The sequence below is a fragment of the Burkholderia sp. MBR-1 genome (genome assembly GCF_013822785.1).
In the GTDB taxonomy this organism is placed as follows: domain Bacteria; phylum Pseudomonadota; class Gammaproteobacteria; order Burkholderiales; family Burkholderiaceae; genus Burkholderia; species Burkholderia vietnamiensis.
The window spans coordinates 1,290,047-1,315,841 of sequence record NZ_CP053610.1 but is presented as its reverse complement, the minus strand read 5'-3'; the positions used below and the strand labels follow the sequence as shown (position 1 = coordinate 1,315,841).

Sequence of the window (25,795 nt, the reverse complement as noted above, 5' to 3'; positions counted from 1 at the left end):
CACGCAGGAAGCAGATCCGGGATTCTCACCCCCACGAGGAACCCGGAGCCCTGAGCGGACATCCATGCGGCTGTGCACCGGCCCCGTGTGGATGTCCGCTGTTTTTTTTCGTGGTCCGTTACGAACCGAATCTGTTTCTTCTGCCCATCTGGCGCATCATTTCCGCTTGCCGCGCGCGACCTCGTCGCCGGCGCCCGGCGGCAGCCGGCGCGTGATCGGAATCGACGCGAACGAGCACAGCCCGACCACGACGAACGCGGGCCAGAAGTCCGACCACACCATCGTCTGATGCCCCTGCAGCCAGTGTGACAGGTGCAGCACGAGGCCGGCGACCGTCACGCCGAGCCCGAGCGACATCTGCTGGACGACGCTGCCGAGGCTCGTCGCGCGCCCTGCATCGGCCTGCGAAATATCGGCGTAGATCATCGAGTTGAGGCTCGTGAACTGCAGCGCGGGAAAGATTCCGCCCACCAGCACGATGGTCCAGATCGCCCAGGTCGGCATGCCCGGATGGAACACGCCGTATGCGGCGATCGCGAGCCCGGCGAACGCGGCGTTGTAGATCAGCACCGTGCGAAAGCCGAAGCGGCGCAGCGTATGAGTGGCCGTCGAGCGGCTCACCGCGCCGCCGAGCGCCGACGCGCAGGTGATCAGCCCGGAGTGGAACGCGCTCATGCCGAGCCCTTCCTGCAGCGCGAGCGGCAGCAGGAACGGCACCGCGCCGAGGCCGATCCGGAACAGCGAGCCGCCTACCACGCTCGCGTGGTAGGTCGGAATCTTCAGGAAGCTCAGATCGAGCACCGGCCGCGTCTTGCGGCGCGCGTACGGCACGTACAGCGCGAGCATCGCCGCGCCGACCGCGCACATCGCGATCGCGTTGCCGCGCGACGTGAGCGCGCCGTCGATCAGCGTCAGCCCCATCAGCAGCAGCGCGGCGCCGCTCGCCGACAACAGGAACCCGAACCAGTCGAGCGGGCCGGGATCGGGCTCGTGCGTGTTCGCGATGTGCTTGCTCGCCAGATAGATGCCGTAGATGCCGATCGGTACGTTGATGAAGAAGATCATCCGCCAGTGCAGATAGGTCGTGATGAAGCCGCCGACCAGCGGCCCGAGCGTGGGGCCGAACAGCGCGGGAATCGCGAGGTAGTTCATCGCGCGCACGAGCTCGGCGCGCGGCACGGCGCGGAAGATGATGATGCGGCCGACCGGCACCATCATCGCGCCGCCGACGCCCTGCACGAAGCGCGCGAAGGTCAGCAGGCCGAGCGAGTTGGAGGCCGCGCACAACAGCGAGCCGGCGACGAAAATGCCGATCGCGGTGCGGAATACCGAACGTGCGCTGAAGCGGTCGGCGAGCCATCCGCAGATCGGGATGAAGACGCCGAGGCCGACCACGTAGGCCGTGATCGCGATGTTCAGGGTGACGGGACTGTGCCCGAAGTCTCTCGCCATCGCGGGCAGCGCGGTGACGATGATGTTGGCGTCGACGCTTTCCATGAACAACGCACAGGCAACGATGAGCGGTGCTAGAAAGACGGGCGACATGGGCAGGGCGCGCGGTAAAGGCGCCATTATGCCCACATTGTGGTGATCGCGTCACGCAGCCGTGCGCGTGTTCCGCATGTTGCAATAGTCGTTCCTGTTACGGCGTCGCGAAGCAGAGACGACTGCGCCGGCGCCTCGGCTCCCGGCGACGCGCCCCCCCGACTTGCGCGCGTCGCGCGTTTCGTGCGACAGTCCACCCACATCTGCGAAACACCACAATGCGCATCGATCGACGGCCATCGAGACGAGCGCCCGCGCGAACGAGACCCCTGCCGATCCACTGGCCACCGAAAGGAGGGGACACGTCATGACATCGCGTCGTGCCGAATCGATCGCATCACATCCCGGTCTGCATCCGTCCACGCCCGCGCCGCGTCCGCGCTGGGCGGCGGTACTTGCCATCGCTTATCTTGCCGTCGCCGGCTGCGCCGCACAGGCCGACAATGCGAACCACGCGGCGAGCCAGCCCGCGATGCAGACGGCCGCAGCGCCGGCAAGCGCCGCATCGGGCGCGCTGCTGCCGCCGCCGAGCCAGCTGTACGGCGACCTGTTCGTCGCGGTGCAGACCGCGCAGCTCTATCCCGACCAGAAGACGTTCGTCGACGCGACGCCCAATACCGATCCGGCGACGATCGTCCAGTTGTATCAGCAACAGAAATCGCAGCCGGGCTTCTCGCTGAAGGCGTTCGTCGACCAGTACTTCACGGCGCCGCCGCAGGGTGGCGTCACGCCGCCCGCGAACCTGACGCTGCGTCAGCACATCGACTGGCTGTGGCCGCAGCTCACGCGGACCACGACGAGCGTGCCGCCGTACAGTTCGCTGGTTCCGATGCCGAAGCCGTACGTCGTGCCCGGCGGCCGGTTCCGCGAAGGCTACTACTGGGACACCTATTTCACGATGCTCGGGCTGCAGGTGTCGGGGCGCGAGGATCTGGTCGACGACATGCTCGACAACTTCGCGTACCTGATCGACACGGTGGGCCACATCCCGAACGGCAACCGCACGTACTACGCGAGCCGCTCGCAGCCGCCGTTCTTCGCGTACATGGTCACGCTCGCCGCGCGGGCGGAAGGCGACACGGTCTACCAGAAGTATCTGCCGGCGCTGCGCAAGGAGTATGCGTACTGGATGCAGGGCGAAAGCGCGGCGCCGCGCGGCGAGGCCGTGCGCCACGTGGTCGCGATGCCGGACGGCGCGGTGCTCAATCGCTACTGGGATGCGAGCGACACGCCGCGCGACGAGTCGTATCTCGAGGACGTGACGACGGCGAAGGCCGTGCCGAGCCGTCCGGCGAACGACGTGTACCGCGACCTGCGCGCGGGCGCCGAAAGCGGCTGGGACTACAGCTCGCGCTGGTTTGGCGACGGCAGGACGCTCGCGACGATCCGCACGACGTCGATCGTGCCGGTCGACCTGAACAGCCTGATGTTCCATCTCGAGACGACGATCGTGAAGGGCTGCACGGTCGCGCGCGACGTCGGATGCGTGGTCGATTTTTCCGCGCGGGTCGCGCGCCGCGCCGCCGCGATCAACCGCTATCTGTGGAACCGCCGCGGCTATTACGGCGATTACGACTGGCAGTTGCGCAAGCCGCGTGACGGCGTGACGGCCGCTGCGCTGTATCCGCTGTTTGCCGGCGTCGCGTGGCCGGAGCGCGCGAAGGCGACCGCGCGCGAGGTACGCAAGACGCTGTTGCAGCCGGGCGGCCTCGCGACGACGACGCAGAACACCGGCCAGCAGTGGGATGCGCCGAATGGCTGGGCGCCGCTGCAATGGATCGCGATCGAAGGGTTGCGGCGCTACGGCGAACCGGCGCTCGCGAAGGACATCGGCACGCGCTTTCTCGCCGACGTGAAGCACGTGTATGCGACCGAAGGCAAGCTCGTCGAGAAGTACGTGGTGGAGGGCGCCGGCGAGGGCGGCGGTGGTGGCGGGGAATATCCGCTGCAGGACGGCTTTGGGTGGACCAACGGCGTCACGCTGAAACTGCTCGGGTTGTATGGGGAGTAGCGGCGGTTGGCGCTGACGTGTGGCGACTAACGTGCGTTGGTCGAGACCTGATCTCCCGGTCAGCGGGAGATCAGGTCGGGGATTGCTTTGAGGTTGCTTCGTCAAGGGGGCGCGATCGACCCGAAGCGGTCAGTAGGATGTCCCCAAAGCGGTCGTTCGGTGGCGGACAATCGTACCACCCTAGGTAATTGACCGCGACGGACCTTGTCGCCAACGTCAAAGTTTTATTAGACGGGGTACGAAAACGTCGAGATCTGAATAAACGGCTCGATTTGCAATCGAAATCCGTAAGGCGGCGTATGTGTCTGGTCGAATCGCCCTTCGAATACTTTGGCGGTACAGAATTCGATATATGTCCGACCGTCGTCTCGCATGACACGTGCACCTGGACAATCCAACAAGTTGAGCCGAACAAGCGGCTCTGCCCCCGCATTGCCAAGCAAAATCTCAACGTCGCAATTGAGCGGCCATATAGTTAGACTCAAGAAAACGGAGGCTCTCGAAACGAGATACCGATAGGAGATCCCATACTCTTCCTCGACTGGAGGGACTTCAAGTGCTTCAAGGAAATCCAACGGTTCCCACGAGAATGTCGGCATAGAGCTTCCTGTTGTATTGCAGCCGGTCGCCTGTGGCGGACTCTGCGCTAGCGCATCCGCTCTTCATTTGAATTTCGCTCACCTTGGTCGATGTCGTCGATCTAGGCTGCAGCGTCGAGCAACCGCTTTTGGCTGCGGATTCAACCTCGGCAACTCGATATCGCCACTCATATCAAAATACTTCGAACGAACACCAGGCGGGCACAAACTGCTCAAAGACAAAAAAGTCATCGATGTATGTCAGCCCAAGCCGTTCCAATGACTTCGTGCACTCATCGCCCGCATCGCCGCCGAAGAACGGGCCAAGCGACAAGAAACTATCGGATTCGTCAAAATATTCCCGAAAATTGAATTCGACCATGACCGACGATATGTCGACATTCTTGGCTGCTAGCGCAGCCCGCCGGACAACGATTCCGAAATCTCTCGAAACTTTCATCGATATTGACCAAAGGCAAGCGGGTACTGATCATTGTCGGCGATCTAGTCCGTATCGTCGAGTGTCTGAAACTGGCCGCAGTGCGCCCTTCGATTCAGTCATAGTACGACAGTGCGACCAAAGCGGCCCCATGCTCGCGCGTACGTCGCCAGTTCACGAAAGCGCACGCGTCTTGCAAAGACTCGAATAGATCTGGACAGCGCCTTCTGAAACTGATGACAGCGCCAAGCTGTATCGCCAACGTCTCTCCCGGCCTAACATGCAAGCTCGTCATCGCGGCCTCGGGATCATCGAGGTAACTCAAACAGTCAATCAACGCGTCCATGTTGTTGCCATAAAACGCGGGAAAACCAAAGATCTGCGAGAAGACCCGATGGAATGAAGGCCAGTCCGTAATTTTAGTCGTGTCTACGAATACGTTCGTCATCGCGCTATTCCGAATTCCATTTTGCGTCTGACCGGTTCCGATAGATGCTCCATCGTCGGATCGTTGACGATTCTTGCACCGAGTACCAGTGACCGTTCCTGGCCGAACCGAGTCAGCCGATCTGGTTCTGTCTATTTGGTTTAGCCGGCCTTAATACAGCTAACGGCAATCGGCTGCGACCGCCGGGGATCAGCTGCCGCAGCAGTAGCCGAAGCCCAATCCCCAAGCCGACTGCCCGTTCAACCACGCACCGCACTGCCGCGCGAGCGACGGTGAGGTGCGGCACCTCCCACCCAACCCGCCCATCAGAACGTAATCGTAGTGCGCACCCCGATCACCGTTTCATCCCCGATGCGCGCGCCGGCCGCGTTCGGGTTCGGGATCCCGCCGCCCGGCCGGAAGAAGTGCTGCAGGTCGGCCTGCAACTGCCACCACGGCGCGACCTGATACTGGTAGGTCGCCTCGATCACCGTTTCCGCGCGGCGCACCGGGTAGCCGGGCGTCTGATACGTGCCGGTGTCGCCGTCGAGCGCGCGCGCATGCGAGCCGATCTTGGTATAGCCGATCGCGATGCCGGCCGTGTCGTCGTCGCGGCCGCGGAACGGCGCCTTGAGCGTGATGCCCGCATTGGCCGCGAAATCGACGATGTTGCGATCGCCCGGCGCGCCCATCACGCGCGCGAACACGCCGACCGAACGCGGGCTGTCCGGCGCCGGCCGCCAGATCATCTGGTCCGCGCCCGCATAGAAGCCGTAGTTGCCGTGATGCGTGGCCGCAATCCCGTTGCTGGCGGGGTTCGCGAGCGACAGCCCGTCGGTGCCGACGCGCGGATCGTTCGCGTGCTGCGTCTGATACCAGAAGCCGATCTTGTAGGTGCCGGGCAGGCCGGCCGACGGCGGCGCCTTCGGGTCGGACGACGGCGCGTTCAGCGCGTACTGCAGCTCGCCGATCACGAATGCGCCGCTGCGCAGGTTGAAGTTGGTGCCGTGCGCGTTCAGCGTCTGCGCATCGCCGTCGCTGCGGCCGGCCGCGTTGCCGTCGTAGACGCCGATCATTGCGGTCCACGCGTCGGCTGGCTTCACGCGCAAGCGCACGCCGAGCGACGACAGCGGATACGCCGGGCCGCCGGCCGGCAGGTCGGTGGCCGGCAGCACCGGCCAGCCGAACGTCGAGTTGATGAACGTCGCCGCGTACTGGCTGACCATGAACTCCTGGTCGACGCTCTGCTGGCCGATCCGCACGTCCGCCTTGCCGTCGAAAAACGCCTGCTGGTACCACAGCTCCCACAGGCGCGTGGTCGAATTCGCCTCGATGCCGGTCGCCGTCTGCAGCGTCTGCAGATAGCGCGACGTGAGGTTGGTGCCGTGGATCTGCAGCCCCGACACGTTGAACGTGCCGCCCGGCAGCCCGATCGCCTTCTGCGCATCGACGGTGAAGCCGAACTGCGTGAGCCCCTGATAGGCGCCGCCGCGCTGCGTGCCGCCCGCGGCGTTGTACAGGTACTCGCTGGTTTCCTGCAGGTTCAGCGTGACGCCGTGCTCGCCGAGCACGTCGCGCAGGCCGCCGATGTTGCCGAACAGGTTCGACCGTTCCCACAAACCGGTGGGCTCGGCAGCATCGGCGGCCTGCGCGGGGGCAGCGGCGCCGCTCGCGCCGGCAGCCGGTTCCGGCGCGGCGGCGGGCGGCAGTGCCTGCGCGAGCGCCGGAGCGGACGCCAGCGACAGCAGCAAGGTGGCGAACGCCGGCAGGCGTGGCTTGCGAGCAACGGGTTCGAGATGGTTCTTCATGTGATTTCCGTGTGGCGGTCCGATCAGTGAGATTGACGAAGAAGGATTGCAGTGCGGCGCGCGTCGCGAAGCGCGCGCGGCAACGCCCTACGGCAGCCAGCCGGCGACGCGCGAAACCTGCGCGAAGCCGACTCGCGATGCGCTCGCGCAGAGCAGCGCGCCGAGCGCGACGGCCGCGGCCATCGCGGCGAGCAGCGCGCAATCGAGCGCGCGCCACGCGGCACGCAGCTGCACGCGTGCGGCGTCGCGCCGGTGGCGGCGTGCCCGCGCAAGCGGCGAGCGCCTGCGGAGCGCACAGCGCGTGCGTCCTGCCTGCAAGCATCGCTTGAGTCTGAGTGAAAACGATTGAACGACCATGACGCTGCCTCCGGCCGCACCGGCGCATGCCGGACGGCGTGATCGAGCGCGGGCGCGGCACGCGGCCTGCGATCGGCGATTGAAACGTAACGGAGCGTGCGACGGACGTACCGGCAATGCCGGCCGAAGGAAGCGCGCTAACCCGACTGATGCGAGCTAGCGGCGAAAGACGTGAGCCTGGCTGCTATCTCGCGATGGCTTGGCCGGCCTGAACCGGCACCGAACTGCAACTGGAGCTAGTGTCCACGGAGGGGACTCCCGTGATGAATTTGGGGCGGATTGTAGTCGCGACTTTTGCTGCGGTGCAAGCAAAAATCGCATGAAAGCTGCGGTCGCGGCGCGCCGATGCGCGGTGACGAGCCCCTGGCGGCGGCGCGACGCAGCGCGTCAAAGCGTGCCCCGGCGGGCGTTGCACCGTTGTTCGCGCGCATCGGCGCAACGCCGCGCCGCGACGCGCTGAAAGGTTGCGCCGCGTGATGTCGAGCGCAAATCTTTCAGCGTCGGCGGCCGCGAAAATTATTTCGGGAAATGGCGTTTCCAGGGGTTGACTTCACTTTCGGGCGATCCATAGAATCCGGCATCTTCACTCTTGGGGCCGCCGCCTTGGACGCCTGCAGTAGTCGATCTTCGAACGAAATTTCCGCCTGAGCGACCGACGTCCGCGCCTCATCGAAGCCGCCGTTTGTCCGTCAGGCAAACGGTGCGCGCAGCAGTTTCCGCAGTAACTCCCTACGTGCACCCTGATTCGCGCCGGTCGGCGTGATGCGTTCGCGCATCCGCATTCCGGTTTCGCCGCCGCCCGTTGCGCGGCCGCGTTCGCGCATGCGTTTCGCCTGCGCCCGAACGACGGTCCGCGCGCCGCGCGGCGGCCAACCGTGTTCTCCGGAACACCGCACAGGAGCCGCCATGAACGACAGTGACAGTTGTCCCTTATGCCCGTTGCACCCACCGACCCAATTGAACCGGGATCGCAGGGACTTTCCGGCCGACTAGCCTGACGCATCGTTCAGCCCCGGACTGGCCCCGCGCCCACCACGCGGCCCGGCATGCATGCCGCCCGCCAAGGAGCCAGATCATGAACTTCGGCCTTCTGCTGTCGAACCTTCCGCACGTCACGGAATCGCGCCGTCACTACGACGCGATGCTGACGCTCGACGCCCGCCCGCGGGTGTTCTCGCGCTTCATCTCCCGCTTGAAGTCGCTGTTCCACTGAATCGCAGCACCGAGCAAGCCTCGGCATGCGCGCGGCGGCCGCTCCGCGCGCGTATGCCAAGGCCACGCGCTTGGCCAAACACATCTGCCGTACGGAATTCATCATGTCCACGCCATCGAACGTCTCTCCACCGATCGCCGTCGAACGCAGCGCCGTGCTCGACGAAGCCCACCTGGGCGACATCCGCGGCGCGCTCGGCACGATCGCGCATCACGACACCGCCGCGCGCGGCACCTGGTGGGCGCGGCTGCGCACGCTGCTGGCGATCATCGGGCCCGGTCTGATCGTGATGGTCGGCGACAACGATGCCGGCGCGTTCGGCACCTATACGCAGGCCGGCCAGAACTACGGCACGACGCTGCTGTGGACGCTGCTGCTGCTCGTGCCGGTGCTGTACGTGAACCAGGAAATGGTGCTGCGGCTCGGCGCCGTCACGGGCGTGGGCCATGCACGGCTGATCTTCGAGCGCTTCGGCAAGTTCTGGGGTGCGTTCAGCGTGATCGACCTGTTCCTGCTCAACGCGTTGACGATCGTCACGGAGTTCATCGGCATCACGTTCGTGCTCGCATTCTTCGGTCTCCCGAAGGTGGCCGGCGTGTGCGTCGCGGCCGCGCTGACGATGGCCGCGGTGAGTACCGGCGACTTCCGGCGCTTCGAGCGCTTCGCGATCGTGCTGTGCGTGCTGAGCCTGCTGCTCGTGCCGGTGCTCGTGTCGATCCATCCGCCGGTGTCGCAGATGTCGCGCGACTTCTTCATCCCGAACTGGCCCGCGCACGCGAAGCTGTCGGACGTGATGCTGCTCGTGATCGGCATCGTCGGTACGACGGTCGCGCCGTGGCAGCTGTTCTTCCAGCAGAGCTACGTGATCGACAAGCGCATCACGCCGCGCTTCATGAAGTACGAGAAGATCGATCTGTGGATCGGCATCGCGTTCGTGCTGATCGGCGCGGTCGCGATGATCGGCTTCAGCGCCGCGCTGTTCGGCGGCCATCCGGAAGCCGGCAACTTCACCGATGCGGGCGGCATCATCGCCGGCCTCGAGAAATACGCGGGCCGCACGAGCGCGACGCTGTTCGCGGTCGCGCTGCTCGACGCATGCATCATCGGCGCCGCGGCCGTGTCGCTGTCGACCGCGTACGCGATCGGCGACGTGTTCAAGATCCGCCATTCGCTGCATCGCGGCGTGTCCGACGCGAAGGGCTTCTATCTCGTCTACTTCGGGATCGTCGCGGCCGCGGCCGCGCTGGTGCTGATTCCGGGCAGCCCGCTCGGCCTCTTGACCGAAGCGGTGCAGACGCTCGCCGGCGTGCTGCTGCCGAGCGCCACGGTGTTCCTGCTCGTGCTGTGCAACGATCGCCAGGTGCTCGGGCCGTGGGTCAACTCGACGCGGTTGAACGTGTTCACGGGCGCGGTGATCTGGGTGCTCGTGCTGCTGTCGATCATCCTGACCGCCTCGGTGATGTACCCGGACATCAGCGGCGAAGCGATCGTCGACGTGCTGGTGGGCGGCACCGTGCTCGCGATCGCCGGCTATCTCGCGACGGTGCTGATCCGCCGCAACCGGCGCGTCGTCGAGCCTGGCATCGACCGCTCGCTGCGCGACGCGTGGCGCATGCCGCCGCTCGATTCGCTCACGCCGCAGAAGATGACCGTCGCGACGCGCGTGTGGATGGCCGTGCTGCGCGGCTATCTGGTGGTGGCGGTGGGCTTGGTGATCGTCAAGGTCGTGCAGATGACGTTGCTGAAGTAGCGCGGCGCGCGGTGGTCGCGCCACATGCGAACATGCCGGCCCGCGAGGCCGGCATGTTCGTTTACGCAGTAGCATGAGCGGTTGCTTACGCCGCTGCGTTGCCCGCGTCAGATCAACTCGAGCTTCGACGTGAGGTACGTGAGCTGAATCCGGTTCGCGACGCCGAAGCGCTTGCGCAGCTTGCGCAGGTGATAGTCGACGTTGTGCGCGCTGGTGTCGAGGCGCCGGCCGATCTCCTTGTCCGAGGCGCCTTCCGCGATGCCCAGCAACAGTTCCTGCTCGAACGGCGTGAGCCCGTTGATCGCGCGTTCGCGCGACGTCGCGATCAGCTGCGGCGACGCGAACTTGTGCACCGACAGCCCGATCGACAGCGCCTGCTCGATCGTCGTCGGCGCGATCCATTCGCGGGTGCGGCGCGGCGCGGTGAAGCTCATGAACGCATGCAGCCGGGTGCCGGGCACGGCCATCGAATACATGATGCCGCTGCACATCCCGTCGTCCTGCATCGTCTGCAGGAAACCGTCGAGCGCGGCCGACGTCACGCACGGGCCGCCGTCGCGCTCGCGATGCTCGCGGCGCAGCTGTTGCAGATCCCACACGATCGGCATGTTGCACACACGCGCGCCAAGCGTGCGCGGATCGACGTCGTGATGGCTGTGGCGCACGTAGTCGCCGCGGTAGGTGGCCGGCGTGAACGCCTCGTGCAGATAGAGACTCTCGACGCGCTCGCGCGAGAACTCGAGCGCGAAATACGCGAAGGTCGAGAAGCCGGTCAGGTGCAGCAGGCTCGCGACGATCCGGTTGCGCTCGGCCGTGCTTTGCGCCTGCGCGAGCGTATCGGCGACGCCGAGCTTCGGCGCGTTCGGTTGCGCGACCTCGCCGAGCTTGACGTCGTCGCACCAGACGACCTGCACCGGCCGCTCCCTCGACGCGTTCGCGTTCGCGATCGGACGCTGCGACGAACGGGCCATGCTGCCTGGGGCGACCGCTTCTTCATGCAATGCAATATCGGACATGAGCCATCCCTCGGAATCGACGCGCATCGCCGGGCAGTTGCCGTGTCGTACACGGTGAGCGCGGCGTGCGATCGAGCATCGTTATGATTTGCGCCGATCGTCATCCTGACGAAACGCGGGGGCATTGTACAAAAATGCCTGGGTACGCGTAATATGCCGTAATACTAATCGCCGCGAAAGGTTCATGCTCGCGTGCGCATACAGCCGACCAGAAAATCATAAATAAAAGACCAGATCGTGACGGGGCAGGTTCACATATTGGGAAAGGGTGGGCGCCTCATGACACATGCTGACGACGCACCGCGCGTCGAATGGTTTTCGCAAACGGATATCGCGGCCGCTGCCGCTTATTCGACGGAAATTCACGCCGTCGAGCGCGACGTTTTTACCGGCGCGCGCATTCCATCCGGTAAATCGGACACATCTACGCTCGATTTCGCGCAATGCCATGCGCGCTTGAGACAAATCGGATTCAGCACGCTCGGCTACGGCGCATACGAGATGATCGGGCGGCGCATTCTGTGCGCGCATCTGTTGCGCGATCTTGCGCCGCCGACCTTCATGCAGCCGTATATCGAGGGCATGCTGTACGAGAACGATCCGCGCTTCGCGCAGGTTCGGCAAAGCGGTTTTCCGGTCGCGTGGCGGCTCGACGACATCGAAGGCGTCGCGCACGCGAGCGGCGATCGCAAGGTGCTCGCGCTGGCTGGACACCTGCGTGCGCATGCGATGAACAGCGGCGTGATCTTCAGCCTGTCGGCGCCGCGGCTCGATCTGCGCGTCGCGGTGAACCTGACGTCGGAGAGCCACGGCACCGAGTGGATCGACGATCGCGTGATCGGCGGCGCGCTGTCGGTGAGCCTCGCCGTGCATCGCGTCGCGTTGCCGTTCCTCGAGGCGCGCGTCGCGCGCATGCGCGGCTTCGCGCTCGGCGACGAGCAGCAGCAGGTGCTCGAGCGCCTCGTGCACGGGCTGTCCGACCAGGAAATCGCGAGCGCGCTGCGCACCTCGTTGCACAAGGTCGGCCACCACATCCGCTCGCTCGAAAAACTGTTCAACGTGCGCAACCGCGCGCAGCTCGCCTATCTCGCCGGACGTCGTCTGGAGTCCTGAGCCTGAGGTCATGGGAGGCCCGCGCGGCGCCCGCCGCGCGATGGAAGCGGTTCCGGCCGCGCGCCGCGACGGCCGTCATCGGGTTTCGTAGTCCGTTTCGGCGGCCGCCGGAAAACCGCCGGAACGCTACGAGGCGCGCCCGTTTTTGCGCGGTTGCGCGTCGCTACACTCGTCCCATTCAACGGTCCGCACTGCGGGGCATGACGGCCCGCGCCGCGCGACGACAACGACAGGACGACGGCACGATGGCAGAACCCAAGGCGCTTCCCCGCGACTGGCAGCGGATTTTTTCCGCCGGCCGGGGCGTGTCCGGGCAGCGTCTCGGCGCGTCGCCGCGCGCCGATCTGTTTCTCGCCGCGTTCATCGTGTCGGTGGTCGCGCTGTTCATCCTGCCGCTGCCGCAGGCCGCGCTCGACGGGATGATCTCGCTGAACCTCGCCGCCAGCGTCGTGCTGCTGACCGTGTCCACCTACGTGCCGTCCGCCGTCAGTTTTTCGGCGTTTCCGGCGCTGCTGCTGTTCACGACGCTGTTCCGGCTCGCGCTGAACATCGCGTCGTGCAAGCTGATCCTGCTGCATGCGAACGCCGGCCACGTGATCGACGCGTTCGGGCGGCTGGTGGTCGGCAACAACGTCGTGGTCGGCGGCGTGGTGTTCCTCGTGATCGCGGTCGTGCAGTTCATCGTGATCGCGAAGGGCTCCGAACGCGTGGCCGAAGTCGGCGCGCGCTTCTCGCTCGACGCGATGCCGGGCAAGCAGATGAGCATCGACGCCGACCTGCGCGCCGGCATCATCAGCGCCGACGAAGCGCGCGAACGCCGCGAGAAGCTCGAGCAGGAATCGCAGATGCACGGCGCGATGGACGGCGCGATGAAGTTCGTCAAGGGCGACGCGATCGCGGGCCTCGTGATCGCGTTCATCAACATCGTCGCGGGGATCGCTGTCGGCACGCTGATGCACGGAATGGACATCGGCGAGGCGCTGCAACGCTACGCGATCCTGACGGTCGGCGACGGCATGGCGTCGCAGATTCCGTCGCTGCTCGTGTCGATCGCGGCCGGCATCGTGACGACGCGCGTCGCCACGCGCGATGCGCGGCAGCGCCAGCTCGGCGAACAGCTGGGCGAGCAGCTCGGCGCACATCCGCGCGCGCTCCTCATCGCGGCGCTGGTGCTGGCCGGCTTCCTGGTCGTGCCCGGCTTCCCGAAATGGTCGTTCGCGCTCATCGCGCTCGGCCTCGGCGCGTTCGCGGTGGCGCAGCTGAAGCGCAAGACGACGGCGCCGAGCTTCAACCTGATCCACGTCGCCGGCCGCATCGGCGCGGCCGACGACGGGCAGCCGGCGAAGGTGTCGCACGCGGCGGGCGTCACGTCGCTGATCGCGGTGTCGCTGTCGGACGATCTGCGCGCGGCGCTGAACCTCGCGCAGCTGCAGACGGCGCTGTCGAGCGCGAAGGCGCGCGTCGATGCGGACATCGGCACGGTGTTTCCGCGCATCACGTTGAACGACGACGAAGGCGCACCGGCGTCGAGCTACCGGATCTACCTGCAGGACGTGCTGGTCGCGCACGGCGCGCTGAAGCCGGGCTGGCTGCTGTGGGATGGCGTGGCACCGCTGCCGGAGCGCGCGGAACGCCAGCCGGCCGAAGCATTCGGCCCGTTCGCGACCGCGCTGTGGATCAAGCCCGACGGCGCGGCGCCGGACGGCAAGTGGCTGACGAGCGAAGCGGCGCTCGCCGCGCACGTCGAGCAGATCGTGCGCCAGCACGCGGACGAACTGCTCGGAATCCAGGAGACGCAGGCGCTCGTGCATCTGGTGCGCCGCGATCATCCGGAGCTGGTCGGCGAGCTGACGCGGCTCGTGCCGCTGCAGCGCATCACCGAGGTGTTGCGCCGGCTGCTCGCCGAACAGGTGCCGATCCGCAACCTGCGCGTGATTTTCGAAAGCCTCATCACGTGGGCGCCGAACGAGCCCGACGACGTGATCGCGCTGGTCGAGCTGGTGCGCGTCGACCTGCGCCGGATGATCACCGACCGTCATGCGGGCGCAACGCGGCAACTGCGCGTCGTGCTGTTCGAGCAGAACCTGCAGGAGCGCATCGAGAACGCGGTGATGCGCACCAAGCAGGGCAATTTCCTCGCGCTGTCGAGCGCGGTCAAGCAGGACATCGGCGAACAGGTGCGCGCGATCGCCAACACCGCACAGGCTGCACCGGCCGCGCACGGCGCCGCCGCCGGCACGCCGAGGCTCGCGGTGATGGTCGCGCTCGGCGCGCGCCGCTACGTGAAGACGATCCTGCAGCCGGTGCTGCCCGATTTGCCCGTGCTGTCGTATCAGGAGATCGAGGAGGACGTGCAGCTGCACACGGTCGGCTGGGTGAAGAACCCGCCCGACGACGGCACGGTCGGCGCGGGCGCCGGCGTGCGCGCACCGGGAGCCGTGCAATGACCAGCTCGACGATTCTCGATCTGACGCGTCAGGCGCTGATGCTGGTGTTGCTGCTGTCGCTGCCGATCGTCGCGATCGCCACCGTCACGGGCCTCGTCGTCGCGATCCTGCAGGCCGTCACGCAGGTGCAGGACGCCAACATCGGCATCGCGGTGCGGCTGATCGCCGTGATGGTCGCGCTGGTGCTGCTGTCCGGCTGGCTCGGCGGCGAAGTGCTGCGCTTCGCGCAGCAGGCGCTGGAACGCATGTTCGTTTCTTCCACAGGAGTGCTTTGATGCGTCGACGCGTCGCCCCGATCCGGATTCAACCGCGCCGCCTGCAACGCGCCGCATTCGCGATGTGCGCGACCGCGCTGCTCGCCGCGGCGCTGTGCATGACGGTCGCGCAACCGGCGCGCGCGGCGGACCTGCGCTGGCGCAACAAGCCGTTCACGATCGTCGCGAACGGCAAGAAGATCGGCGACTTCATCCGCGAGCTCGCGTCGTCGCAGGGCGTGACGGCCGTGGTCGATCCGAAGGTCGACGGCGTGATCAGCGGCCGCTTCTCCGGCACGCCGCAGCAGACGCTCGACACGATCTGCTCGACCTACGGGCTCACGTGGTACTACGACGGCTCGTTCCTGTACGTCGATCCGGCCGACCAGTCGCAGACGCAGATGATCCCGATCCCGCCGAACGCGGCCGGCGAGATCGGCCGCGCGCTGCAGGCGATGCAGATTCCGGACAAGCGCTACACGCTCGTGATCAACGATCGCGCCAACAGCGTCTACGTGGCCGGCCCGCGCCGCTACGTCGAGCTGGTGCGGCAGGCGGTCGGCTCGGTCGGCGATCCGTCGGCGAACGGCGCGCACGCGGACATCCGCGCGTTCCGGCTGAAGTACGGCTGGGCGTCGGACTTCACGATCAACCGCTCGGGCAAGGAGGTGACGGTGCCGGGCGTCGCGTCGATCCTGCGCCGGCTGTTCGGCCGGGACGGCAGCACGAGCGCGCTGCCGTCGAGCACGCCGCTCGGGCAGGCCGCGCGTCAGGTGAAGCTCGGCTCGGGGCTCACGATCGCGGTGCCGCGGCTCGACTTCCCCGATATTTCCGGCGGCCCGCGGCAGGGCGGCTACGGCGGCTACGGCGGCGCGGACAGCGCCGCGGGCGGCATCTCGCCGTTCTCGGCCGGTGGCGGCGGCGATGCGCTGCCGCAGATCGTCGCCGATCCGGCGATCAACGCGGTGATCGTGCGCGACCTGCCGGAGAACATGTACCGCTACCAGTCGCTGATCGACCAGCTCGACGAGCGGCCGCGCATCGTCGAGATCAACGTGACGATCATCGACATCAACGAGGATTCGCTCGACAGCCTCGGGATCGACTGGCGCCTGCACACGACGCATGGCGACGTGCAGATCGGCAACGGCCAGAATCCGCTGAACGGCAACACGCAGTACAACGGCGCGGGCAACCCGCCGCTCACGTTCGGCATCGGCGCGTCGGAAACCGGCCAGACCGGCACCTTCATGCCGACCGGCATCGCGCTGACGGCGTCGATCGGCGGGTCGCTGCGCAACTACCTGCTCACGCGCGTGAACGCGCTCGCGCAGAAGGGCCAGGCGCAGCTGCGCTCGAAGCCGAAGGTGCTCGCGCTCGACAACACCGAGGCGATCCTCGAGAACCTCACGCAGTTCTACGTGCAGGTGCAGGGCTATCAGGATTCGTCGCTGTACAGCGTGACGACGGGGACGAGCATCAAGGTCACGCCGATGATCGTCGACGAGGCGATCCGCCATGCGGCCGCGGTGTCGGGCACGCCGCAGAGCGTGATGATGTCGATCGACATCCAGGACGGCAACATCGTGCCGGGGCAGGCGGTGTCGAACGTGCCGGTGATCCAGCAGCGCAACATCGTCACCAAGACGATGATCGACGAAGGCAAGAGCCTGCTGATCGCCGGCTTCAACGACGACGAGGTGCGGCTCAACAAGAGCGGCGTGCCGTGGCTGTCGGACATTCCGCTGATCGGCAACCTGTTCAAGTACACCGACAAGTCGGGCAACCACATGGAGCGCTTCTACCTGCTGACGCCGCGCGTGGTGACGAACGCGTCGATGTATGCGCCCGACGGCTCGCCGGTGAATCCGGGCGCGGACGCGCCGGCCGACCCGAACGCGATGTCGATGTATCGGCCGCCCGACAACGACGTCGCGGTGCCGCTCACGCCGCGGCCGCTGCCGGGCACCAAATTCGGTCCGCCTGCGCTGCCGCCGCCGCCCGATGCGGCGTCGCAGCCCGTGGCGGCGACTGCAGGAGCACCTGCCCATGTCGACGACCATCATTGAACCGCACGGCGACGGCCCGTTGCCCGGCGGCGCGGCAGGCGGCGCTGCGGGCGTCGTCGGTGCAGGCGGTGCAGGCGGTGCCGCGGCCGCGCTCGCGTCGCCGTGGAATCTGTGCTTCCTCAGCGGGCCGATGTACGGGCGCACGATGTCGCTCGCGCGCGGCGCGAACTGGGTCGGCACGGCGGCCGATTGCGAGGTGATCCTGCCCGATCGCGAGATCGGCGCGAAGCAGGTGTGCCTGCAGGTCGGCGCGCTCGCGGTGACCGTGCAGAACCACGGTGGCGAAGGCGCGGCGCCGGTGCTGTTCAACGACGCGCCGATCGGCGCGGGACGCCGCTCGATGACGCCGCAGGACGTCGTGACGGTGGGCTCGATCAAGCTCGGCATCGCGCGCCACGCGCAGGCTAGCGTCGCGGTGCCCGACGACGCGGATGCGCCGCACGCCGCGCACGACGCCGCCTGGCTCGCGTGGCTCACGGGCGGGCTGCGCCGGCTCGGCGGCCGACGGCTCGTGATCGTGCTGGCGGCGCTGTGGACCGGCGTGCTGCTCGGCGCGCTCGGCTACGGCTTCGTCGCGTGGTCGGGGCGGCTGCCGTGGCAGCACGAGTCGGTGCTCGCGCGCACGCACCGGTTGCAGCAGCTGCTGCACGCGTATCCGGAGCTGGCCGTCGCGCCGCGCGACGACGGCGTGATCGTGTCGGGCTACGTCGCCGATCCGGCCGCGCGCGAACGCGTCGCGCAAATCGTCGCGGGCGTCGACAACGCGGCGCTCGGCAACATCTACGTGGTCAGCGATCTCGTCGCGACCGCGCAGACTTATTTCAGCGACACGCCGCTGACGGTCGCCTATCTCGGCCGCGGCCGCATCGAGCTGACCGGCGCGGCCCAGCGCGCGCAGATCGAGCCGCGCATCCGCAACTACATGAAGGACGCGCGCCCGGCGCTCGAGGTAGTCGACCACGTGCGCGACGCCGATGCCGGCGCGCCGCGCACGGCGACGACGCTCGGCGGCGTCGCGGGGATTCCGGAGATCACGACCGTGTTCGCTGGCGACGGCGACCAGCGCTACATCGAGACGGTCGACGGCAGCCGCTATTTCGAAGGCGCGCGGTTGAAGGAAGGGCCGACCGTCGTGTCGATCGGCCCCGACGAGGTGGTGTTCGAGCGCAACGGCCAGCGCATCACGATGCCGCTCGGTGGTCCGCAGGCGAGCGCGCCCGAGCGCGTGCCGGCGCCGCCCGTGGCGCCGCTCGCGAGTGGCGCGGCGGCCGGCGTCGCGCAGCCGGTGCCGGGGCCGACGCTGCTGCCGGAAGCGCCAGCGACGCCGCCGACGACGTCCGCCGTCGCCCCGGCCGGCGCAGCAAAGGACGTGGCGAAGGACGCAACGAAGGACGCGGCGCACTAGCGCCGCGACAGGTCATGCGCATCGCGCGAGCGGTGCGCGCATCACGCGACGCGCCGCACGCATGCGGCGTGTCACGTCGCCGGCGCGGCATGGGGCCGCGGCCGGATCGGGAATCGTGGTTCACGTAAAGGAGCGCAGCATGGGTAACTCGACAGGCAGTGTGAGCAATACGGGCGACGTGCAGAAGCAGGCGGACGACCTCACCAAGACGCAGCTGGAACTCACGAAGATCAACTTCCAGGTCCAGCAGTCGACCGCGACGTTCGAAACCAGCAACGCAGTGACCGCGCAGGAAGGGACGGCGAACGCCCAGGTTGCGCAACACCTGAGTTCGGCCGGCCGCGCATGACGGCGGTCGCCGGCCGCGCCGCGCGACGCCGCGTGCACGGGCTGCCCGCGACGGGCGCCCGAGCGGACGCGGGCGCGCGCCGGCCGGCTCGTTTCCGGCTTTGCCGGTCAAGGAGGACACGATCATGTCGGTAACAGGCGTAGGCGCGGCGCCGCCGGGCGCGGCCGCGCTCGCGGGCGCCGCACAGCAGGCGGGCGCGGCGTCCGATCCGGCGCAGGTGCGCCAGTTCGATGCATTGATGCAGCCGGGGGCAGCGGGCGGGTCGTCGCCGTCGGCAGCGGGCGTCGCGATGTCGCGCGCGCCGGCCGATGCGGCGCCGGCCGTGCAGATGACGCCCGCGACGCCCGCGCAGGCGAACCATGCGTCGCTCGTCGAGCGCTTGCGCACGTACGGCAACGATCTCGACACGCGGTACGCGAACATCGACAAGCATCGCGCCGAGATGCTGACGTCGATGGCGGACAACCGCCGCGACCCGCTGATGACGATGGTGCAGGCGATGGACTTCCAGTGGACGGCGACCACCACGATTTCGGAATACCAGTTGAGCCTGTCGGTCGCGCAGGCGGCGAACGGCTTCACGCACACGGTGCTGAAGACGCAGGAGTGACGACGGCCGGCGCGCGGCCCGACGCGGCCGCGGGCCCTGAAGCGGACAAACGATGACGACGATCGATTCGACGCCGCGCACGCACGCGTGGCGCAGCCGGGCGGCGCGCGCGCTGCTCGCGGGGCTGCTCGCGCTGCTCGCGGGCTGCCAGAAGGAGCTGTACTCGGGCCTGTCCGAGCGCGATGCGAACCAGATGGTCGCCGTGCTCGGCGATGCGGGCATCGGCGCGTCGAAGGACAACGACGCGCGCGACACGTCCGATCGCAACGCGTGGCAGGTGAGCGTCGCCGATGGCGACATGCAGTCGGCGCTGACCGTGCTGCAGGCGAACGGGCTGCCGAAGCCGAGCTACGCGAGCCTCGGCGAGCTGTTCCAGAAGCAGGGGCTGGTGTCGACGCCCGCCGAGGAGCGCGTGCGCTATCTGTACGGCGTGTCGCAGGACCTGTCGCGCACGCTGCAGGACATCGAGGGCGTGGTGGTCGCGCGCGTGCAGGTCGTGATTCCGGAGAACGATCCGCTCGCCGACAAGATCAAGCCGTCGTCGGCCGCCGTGTACATCCGCTACCGGCCCGGCGTCGACCTGCGCGCGATGGCGCCGATGGTGAAGGATCTGGTCGCGCACAGCATCGAGGGGCTGCAGTACGACAACGTGTCGCTGTTCCTGCAGCCGGCCGCCGCGCGCGCGACGCGCGTCGACGGGATCGGCAGCGCGGTGTCGGACCTCCTGCGGCTGCGCTCGCCGCTCGGCTGGCTGGTGTTCGCGCTGATCCTGCTGACCGGCGCGGTGATCGCGCTGTCGGCCGCGCGGCGCGGCATGTTCGGCGCGCGGGTCGCCGCGCTGGTCGGCACGCCGCGCGGCGTCGCGGGCGGCAATGCGGCAGGCGCGGGCGCTGCGCAGACGGGCGGCGGCTTGCGCACGCCCGACGGCGCGCGCGACGGCGCATGAGCGAGGTGCACGCCGCGTCGCCGGGCGCCGCGCCCGACGCCGTGCCGCTGCCGTGGCTGCAGCCGCTCGGCGCGCCGCCTGCCGCGCGGCGCGCGGCGTTTCACGCGCTCGTGTGCGAATTCAATCTGCGCCCGGACCGCTATCTGCACGTGACGCGCGTGCCGGCCGCATGGCCTGCGCGCTACCGTTCGCTCGACGCGTTCGGTCCGGCCGGCCGCAGGCTGCTCGCGCGACATCTGCTCGACGCGCACGGCGTGGCCGGCCGTTACGACTTCGACGTCGCCGATCCGTGTGCGCGGCTCGCGCTGCTGCCGGGCGCGGCGCTCGAGCAGCTCGCGGCGTACGCGGGGCTGCTGCTGCATCGCGGCTGGCTGCGCGACGCGCTGAACGTGCGGCGCATTCGCGCGGAAGTCGCGGCGAAGCTCGGCGGCGACGCGCTGGAGCTGGCGCTCGAGCGCGCGCCGGAGTTCGGCGCGCTCGCCGACACGCTCGAGCCGTGGCGCGCCGATCCGGCCGCGCTGCCGGCGGTGATCCGCGCTCGCGGCGCGCGGCTGCTGGCCGATTTCATCGGCGTGGCCGGCGACGCGGTCGGCGTGCGCGCGCGGCTGAAATTCAACCGCGCGTGCGACGACGAAGCGCCGTACTGGCTCAATCGCGCGCAGCGCGACCAGTTCGGCGAGTTGCTGTTCCTGTTTCTGATTCCCGAGAGGCTTGCGTCATGGGACTGGCTTTTCTGATCACGAGCGACAACCTGCAGCTGCTGTCGGAGCGCAAGGTGCTCAAGGAGCGCGAATACGCGGCGCTGCTCGACGCATCCGCGGTGATCGCGACCGCGCGTGACGAGGCGGCGCGCATCGTCGCCGACGCGCAGCGCGAGTTCGACAGGCGTCAGGCGGCCGGCTACGACGAAGGGATGCGCCGCGCGCAGCGCGAGCATGCGGCGCAGGCCTACACGCAGGCGCTGGCCGCCGCGCGCACGATGGAGTCGATGAAGAACGCGATGGCCGACATCGTCGTGAAGGCCGTGCGCGCGATCGTCGGCGAGATGAGCACGCAGACGCTCTACGAGGCCGCGCTCGCGCGCATCGCGCCGCTCGTGCGCGACGAGGCGTTCCTGATCGTGCGCGTCGCGCCGGGCCGTCAGGACGAGATGCGCGACGCGCTCGACCGTGCGTTCGCCGGCCAGTCGAACCGGCAGCGCATCCGCATCGTCGAGGATGCGCAGCTCGAGCGCCATGCGTGCACGGTCGAGACGCCGTCCGGGCGCATCGACGCGAGCCTGGACCTGCAGATCGATGCGCTGCGCCAGGCGATTCGCCGGGACGTGCCGCGATGAACGCGCCGCTCGACGAACCGCGCCCGTTCGGCGGCGGCAGCAGCGACGACGGCGACGGCGCGCCGTTCGATCGCGGCCGTCTGGTCGGCGATCTCGACGCGGGGCTCGCGTTCTTCTCGCCGGTGTCGGTGCAGGGCCGCGTGAATCACGCGGTCGGGCAGATCCTCAATGCGACCGGCATCCGCGCGCGGCTCGGCGAGATCTGCGAGCTGCGCACGCCGAACCAGCCGACGCTGCTCGCCGAAGTGGTCGGCTTCTCGCGGCAGACCACGCTGCTCACGCCGCTCGGCGACGTGGCCGGCCTGTCGCCGGAAACGACGGTCGTGCCGTCCGGCCGCGAGCACGTGTTCGCGGTCGGCGACGCGCTGTTCGGCCGCGTGCTCGACGGGCTCGGGCGGCCGCTCGACGATCTCGGGCCGGTGACGGGCGCCGCCTGGGTGTCGACCCAGCAGGATCCGCCGAACCCGCTCGCGCGCAAGCTGATCGACACGCCGTTTCCGACCGGCGTGCGCGTGATCGACGGGCTGATCACGCTCGGCGTCGGCCAGCGGGTCGGCATCTTCGCGCCGTCCGGCGTCGGCAAGAGCACGCTGCTCGGGATGATCGCGCGCGGCGCGCAGGCCGACGTGAACGTGATCGCGCTGGTCGGCGAGCGCGGCCGCGAAGTGCGCGAGTTCATCGAGCACAGCCTGTCGCCGGAGGTGCGCGCGCGCTCGATCGTCGTCGTGTCGACGTCCGATCGCCCGGCGATGGAGCGCGTGAAATCGGCGCTCGTCGCGACCGCGATCGCCGAGCACTTCCGCGATGCGGGCAAGCGCGTGCTGCTGCTGGTCGATTCGCTGACGCGCTTCGCGCGCGCGCAGCGCGAGGTCGGCCTCGCGAGCGGCGAGCCGCCGACCCGGCGCAGCTTCCCGCCGTCGACGTTCGCGGTGCTGCCGCGGCTGCTGGAGCGCGCGGGGCAGGGCGCGCGCGGCTCGATCACCGCGCTGTACACGGTGCTGGTCGAGGGCGACGAGGAGTCCGACCCGATCGCCGAGGAGGTGCGCTCGATCCTCGACGGCCACATCGTGCTGTCGCGCAAGATCGCGCTCGCGAACCGCTATCCGGCGATCGACGTGCTCGCGAGCCTGTCGCGCGTGATGCCGCTCGTCGCGAGCCGCGCGCATCAGCAAGCGGCCGCGCGCGTGCGCGAGCTGATCGCGAAGTACCAGGAGATCGAGCTGCTCGTGCAGATCGGCGAGTATCGCGAAGGCAGCGACCGGCTCGGCGATCTCGCGCTGCGCGCGCGCGACGCGATCGGTGCGTTCTGCGCGCAGGCGTCGCACGAGGACGTGCGCTTCGACGCGCTGCTCGCGAAGCTGACGCGGCTCGCGAACGATCATGTCTGAAGCCGACGACCGCATCGTGCTCGCGACGCTCGCGCGGCTCAGGCGCGTGCGCGAGATGCGCAGCCAGATCGCGCGCGTCGCGGCCGCGCGCCAGCAGGGCGTCGCCGCGCAGAGCCGGCGCGCGCTCGACGCCGCGCAGGCGCAGCTCGCGCAGCAGGTCGCCGCGAAGGCGGCGATCCAGGCGCGCCTCGCCGACGACGTGCGCGAGGCGCGCGCGCTGCAGAACGCGGCGGCCGACACGCGCACGTTCGACCGCCATATCGGCGTCGCGAATGCGTCGGTCAGCGAGGCCGCGCACGTGCATCGCGATCACGAGGCGACGCTCGCCGACCTGCAGCGCGCCGCGCGCAAGGCGAAGGCGGCCGAGGACAAGCTCGACAAGGCGGGCGAGAAGGCGCTGCATGCGCGCGCCGCGCGCGTCGAGCGCGAGGCCGACGAAGTCGCCGATGCGCACGCGGTGCGTCGCTTCGCGACGGCCGGCGTGTGGGCCGCGGGCGGCGCGGATGGCCATGCTGCGCGCAGCCAGCCGGAGATGACGGCGGCGTTCGATGCGGAGATGGTCGGGGGCGCGGCGGAGGCGGGGGGGGATGTGGGCGATGTTGGCGATGGAGCCAATGCAGCCGATGCAGCCAGCGCAGACAACGCAGACAACGCAGACAACGCAGACAACGCAGACAACGCAGACAACGCGGGGGATGCCGCAGATACGGCAGATGCGGCAGCTGCCTCCGCCCACCCATCTCCGCACTTCGACGACACGGCACCCGCACCCGCACCCGCGCCCGTGCCCGTGCCCGTGCCCACGGAGCGCCGATGCTAGATCAAGCGGCGAACTTCAACGACATCGCCGGCACGCTGCGTCCGCTGCTTTACGTGATGCCGCGCCTGTTGCCGATCATGCTGATCGTGCCGGTGTTCAACGAGCAGATCGTCACGGGCCTCGTGCGCAACGGGATCGCCGTCGTGATCGCGGCGTTCGTCGCGCCGGCGATCGATCCGGCACAGGTCGCGTCGCTGCCGTTTCTCATGTGGTGCCTGCTCGTCGCGAAGGAGGCGGTGGTCGGCCTGCTGCTCGCGGGCGCGTTCAGCGCGGTGCTGTTCGCGATCCAGGGCGTCGGCTTCCTGATCGACTTCCAGACGGGCAGCGGCAGCGCCGCGTTCTTCGATCCGATGGGCGGCCACGAAGGCGGCCCGACCTCCGGCTTCCTCAACTTCGTCGCGCTCGCGCTGTTCGTCACGGCGGGCGGCCTGCAGGTGCTCGTGCAGCTGTTCGCGCAGTCGTATGCGTGGTGGCCGATCGGCTCGCTCGGCCCCGATCTCCCGTCGATGCTGCAGACCTTCGTCGTGCGGCAGACCGACACGATCTTCGAATGGATGGTGAAGCTCGCCGCGCCGGTGATCATCGTGCTGGTACTGGTCGAGCTCGGCATCGGGCTGGTCGGGCGCGCGGTGCCGCAGCTGAATGTCTTCGTGTTCTCGCAGCCGCTCAAGAGCGCGCTCGCGGTGCTGATGATGGTGCTGTTCCTGCCCGTCGTGTACGCGTCGCTGCATGCGCTGCTGAGCCCCGACAGCGGCTTGATGGCGCTGCTGCGCGCGCTGTTCGCCGCGCACGGCGGCGCGTGACGGCCGGCGCGGCGACGGAGCGACGATGGCCGAAAAGAACCAGCAGCCGACCGCGAAGCGCCTGCGCGAGGCGCGCGAAAAAGGCGACGTGCCGAAGAGCGCGGAGACGGTGTCGTCGGCGTTCTTCGTCGGCGTGTGCGTCGCGCTCGCGGTCGGCCTCGGCACGCTGTTCGCGCGGCTGCAGGCGCTGTTCCGGCTGGTGTTCGACGCGGCCGGCGCGGCCGACCCGGCCGCGCGGCTCGCGGTGCTGGTGGACGGCGCCGCGCGCGACTGGGCGCTGCTGTCCGCGCAGATCGTCGCGGCGGGGCTGCTCGCCGGCCTGCTCGCGGGCTTCGTGCAGGTCGGCGGCGTGATGGCATGGAGCCGCCTCGTGCCGCAGCTGTCGCGGCTCAATCCGGCCGAGGGGCTGAAGAACATGTGGTCGATGCGCAACCTCGTGAACCTCGCGAAGATGCTGCTGAAGACCGTGCTGCTGGTCGCCACGCTCGGCTGGCTGATCGTCGAGTCGCTCGATCCGTCGGTGCAGGCGGGCTTCACGCGGCCGGTGTCGATCCTCGCGCTGATCGTGAAGCTCCTGATGCTGCTGTTCGGCTGGGCAGCGCTGATCTACGTCGTGATGGCGCTGATCGACATCGTGCATCAGCGGCACGAGTTCAACCAGAAGATGAAGATGTCGATCGACGAGGTGCGGCGCGAGCACAAGGAGGACGAAGGCGATCCGCATATCGCGGCGAAGCGCCGGCAGCTCGCGCGCGAAGCGCAGTTCGCGGCGCTGCCGGACCGCATCGGTTACGCGTCGGTGGTCGTCTATTCGCCGCGCGTCGCGGTCGCGCTCTATTACGGCGGGATCGGCTCGCTGCCGTGGGTGCTCGCGCGCGGCGAAGGCGAGGCGGCCGAGCGGATCGTGCGGCTCGCGCGCGACGCGCTGCGCCCGACGCTCGCGAACGTCGGGCTCGCGCATGCGCTGTACGAAACCACGCCGGAGAACGGCACGATCCAGCAGCAGCATTTCCGCGAGGTCGCGCAGTTGCTCAAATGGGCGACCGGCGCGTAGTGGATGCGCGGCTCATGCGAACGAATCCATCATCGAATGCAGGGTCGCATCCCGCGC

The 25,795-nt window shown here is 68.4% G+C and carries 22 protein-coding genes and 1 pseudogene; 17 read left to right on the top strand and 6 right to left on the bottom strand.

Annotated features, from left to right (window positions below):
* Nucleotides 1-156: 156 nt before the first annotated feature.
* Nucleotides 157-1,545, bottom strand: a complete 1,389-nt coding sequence (locus MBR110_RS20560) for an MFS transporter (protein ID WP_014725415.1) — start codon at nucleotides 1,543-1,545, stop codon at nucleotides 157-159.
* A gap of 307 nt (nucleotides 1,546-1,852) precedes the next feature.
* Between MBR110_RS20560 and treA the strand changes: the two genes are divergently transcribed.
* The gene (treA, locus tag MBR110_RS20555; RefSeq protein ID WP_059735330.1) at nucleotides 1,853-3,556 is read left to right on the top strand and encodes an alpha,alpha-trehalase TreA; all 1,704 of its coding nucleotides are present in this window, start codon (nucleotides 1,853-1,855) and stop codon (nucleotides 3,554-3,556) included.
* 771 nt (nucleotides 3,557-4,327) lie between these two features.
* Here treA and MBR110_RS20550 read toward each other — a convergent pair.
* The 4 genes from MBR110_RS20550 to MBR110_RS32620 form a co-directional block, all read right to left on the bottom strand.
* On the bottom strand, nucleotides 4,328-4,594 hold the full coding sequence (locus tag MBR110_RS20550) for a hypothetical protein (RefSeq protein ID WP_144410611.1): 267 nt from the start codon (nucleotides 4,592-4,594) through the stop codon (nucleotides 4,328-4,330).
* A 94-nt stretch (nucleotides 4,595-4,688) separates the two neighbouring features.
* Nucleotides 4,689-5,021 carry a barstar family protein gene (locus MBR110_RS20545; RefSeq protein ID WP_045577810.1) on the bottom strand — a complete coding sequence of 111 codons (333 nt, stop codon included), beginning with the start codon at nucleotides 5,019-5,021 and terminating at the stop codon, nucleotides 4,689-4,691.
* A 305-nt stretch (nucleotides 5,022-5,326) separates the two neighbouring features.
* Nucleotides 5,327-6,808, bottom strand: a complete 1,482-nt coding sequence (locus MBR110_RS20540; RefSeq protein WP_011882617.1) for a carbohydrate porin — start codon at nucleotides 6,806-6,808, stop codon at nucleotides 5,327-5,329.
* 87 nt (nucleotides 6,809-6,895) lie between these two features.
* Nucleotides 6,896-7,042: a hypothetical protein gene (locus tag MBR110_RS32620; protein WP_370687176.1), complete on the bottom strand. Its 147-nt coding sequence runs from the start codon at nucleotides 7,040-7,042 to the stop codon at nucleotides 6,896-6,898.
* A 1,198-nt stretch (nucleotides 7,043-8,240) separates the two neighbouring features.
* Between MBR110_RS32620 and MBR110_RS20530 the strand changes: the two genes are divergently transcribed.
* Together MBR110_RS20530 and MBR110_RS20525 are read left to right on the top strand one after the other, a co-directional pair.
* A complete protein-coding gene (locus MBR110_RS20530) occupies nucleotides 8,241-8,378 on the top strand; it encodes a hypothetical protein (protein ID WP_014725409.1) in 138 nt (45 codons plus the stop codon).
* 103 nt (nucleotides 8,379-8,481) lie between these two features.
* On the top strand, nucleotides 8,482-10,128 hold the full coding sequence (locus MBR110_RS20525) for an Nramp family divalent metal transporter (protein WP_011882616.1): 1,647 nt from the start codon (nucleotides 8,482-8,484) through the stop codon (nucleotides 10,126-10,128).
* A 107-nt stretch (nucleotides 10,129-10,235) separates the two neighbouring features.
* Here the strand turns inward: MBR110_RS20525 and MBR110_RS20520 are convergent, their stop codons facing one another.
* Complete coding sequence (locus MBR110_RS20520) at nucleotides 10,236-11,144, bottom strand: helix-turn-helix transcriptional regulator (protein ID WP_011882615.1); 909 nt, start codon at nucleotides 11,142-11,144, stop codon at nucleotides 10,236-10,238.
* Nucleotides 11,145-11,423: 279 nt separating this feature from the next.
* On the opposite strand from MBR110_RS20520, the gene MBR110_RS20515 reads away from it, so the two are divergent.
* The 14 genes and pseudogenes from MBR110_RS20515 to MBR110_RS20450 all read left to right on the top strand — a co-directional run bounded on the left by MBR110_RS20515 (nucleotide 11,424) and on the right by MBR110_RS20450 (nucleotide 25,738).
* A complete protein-coding gene (locus MBR110_RS20515) occupies nucleotides 11,424-12,257 on the top strand; it encodes a helix-turn-helix transcriptional regulator (RefSeq protein ID WP_011882614.1) in 834 nt (277 codons plus the stop codon).
* Between the two features lie 245 nt (nucleotides 12,258-12,502).
* Nucleotides 12,503-14,704 carry a type III secretion system export apparatus subunit SctV gene (gene sctV, locus MBR110_RS20510; protein WP_041494328.1) on the top strand — a complete coding sequence of 734 codons (2,202 nt, stop codon included), beginning with the start codon at nucleotides 12,503-12,505 and terminating at the stop codon, nucleotides 14,702-14,704.
* Entirely contained in the window at nucleotides 14,701-14,979 is a 279-nt protein-coding gene (sctS, locus tag MBR110_RS20505) for a type III secretion system export apparatus subunit SctS (protein ID WP_034194311.1), read from the top strand. Before sctV ends, sctS begins: the two co-directional genes overlap by 4 nt.
* Complete coding sequence (sctC, locus tag MBR110_RS20500; protein WP_045577812.1) at nucleotides 14,979-17,027, top strand: type III secretion system outer membrane ring subunit SctC; 2,049 nt, start codon at nucleotides 14,979-14,981, stop codon at nucleotides 17,025-17,027. Before sctS ends, sctC begins: the two co-directional genes overlap by 1 nt.
* The gene (gene sctD, locus MBR110_RS20495) at nucleotides 17,008-18,432 is read left to right on the top strand and encodes a type III secretion system inner membrane ring subunit SctD (protein ID WP_045578399.1); all 1,425 of its coding nucleotides are present in this window, start codon (nucleotides 17,008-17,010) and stop codon (nucleotides 18,430-18,432) included. The genes sctC and sctD overlap by 20 nt, the downstream gene beginning before the upstream one ends.
* A 139-nt stretch (nucleotides 18,433-18,571) precedes the next feature.
* On the top strand, nucleotides 18,572-18,781 hold the full coding sequence (locus MBR110_RS20490) for a hypothetical protein (protein ID WP_011882609.1): 210 nt from the start codon (nucleotides 18,572-18,574) through the stop codon (nucleotides 18,779-18,781).
* 124 nt (nucleotides 18,782-18,905) lie between these two features.
* Nucleotides 18,906-19,391 carry a hypothetical protein gene (locus MBR110_RS20485; RefSeq protein WP_011882608.1) on the top strand — a complete coding sequence of 162 codons (486 nt, stop codon included), beginning with the start codon at nucleotides 18,906-18,908 and terminating at the stop codon, nucleotides 19,389-19,391.
* A 52-nt stretch (nucleotides 19,392-19,443) separates the two neighbouring features.
* A complete protein-coding gene (sctJ, locus tag MBR110_RS20480; protein WP_014725404.1) occupies nucleotides 19,444-20,337 on the top strand; it encodes a type III secretion system inner membrane ring lipoprotein SctJ in 894 nt (297 codons plus the stop codon).
* Entirely contained in the window at nucleotides 20,334-21,074 is a 741-nt protein-coding gene (locus MBR110_RS20475; protein WP_011882606.1) for a SctK family type III secretion system sorting platform protein, read from the top strand. Before sctJ ends, MBR110_RS20475 begins: the two co-directional genes overlap by 4 nt.
* Nucleotides 21,056-21,673, top strand: a complete 618-nt coding sequence (gene sctL / locus MBR110_RS20470; RefSeq protein WP_181709296.1) for a type III secretion system stator protein SctL — start codon at nucleotides 21,056-21,058, stop codon at nucleotides 21,671-21,673. The genes MBR110_RS20475 and sctL overlap by 19 nt, the downstream gene beginning before the upstream one ends.
* Nucleotides 21,670-23,061, top strand: coding sequence for a type III secretion system ATPase SctN (sctN, locus tag MBR110_RS20465; RefSeq protein WP_181709295.1), 1,392 nt, complete (start codon nucleotides 21,670-21,672; stop codon nucleotides 23,059-23,061). The genes sctL and sctN overlap by 4 nt, the downstream gene beginning before the upstream one ends.
* Nucleotides 23,054-23,716: pseudogene (locus MBR110_RS20460) on the top strand (hypothetical protein); the annotation flags it as partial. The gene sctN and the pseudogene MBR110_RS20460, both read left to right, overlap by 8 nt.
* Before the next feature lie 158 nt (nucleotides 23,717-23,874).
* Nucleotides 23,875-24,684, top strand: coding sequence for a type III secretion system export apparatus subunit SctT (sctT, locus tag MBR110_RS20455; RefSeq protein WP_034194305.1), 810 nt, complete (start codon nucleotides 23,875-23,877; stop codon nucleotides 24,682-24,684).
* 25 nt (nucleotides 24,685-24,709) lie between these two features.
* Complete coding sequence (locus tag MBR110_RS20450; RefSeq protein ID WP_011882601.1) at nucleotides 24,710-25,738, top strand: EscU/YscU/HrcU family type III secretion system export apparatus switch protein; 1,029 nt, start codon at nucleotides 24,710-24,712, stop codon at nucleotides 25,736-25,738.
* Nucleotides 25,739-25,795: the final 57 nt, after the last annotated feature.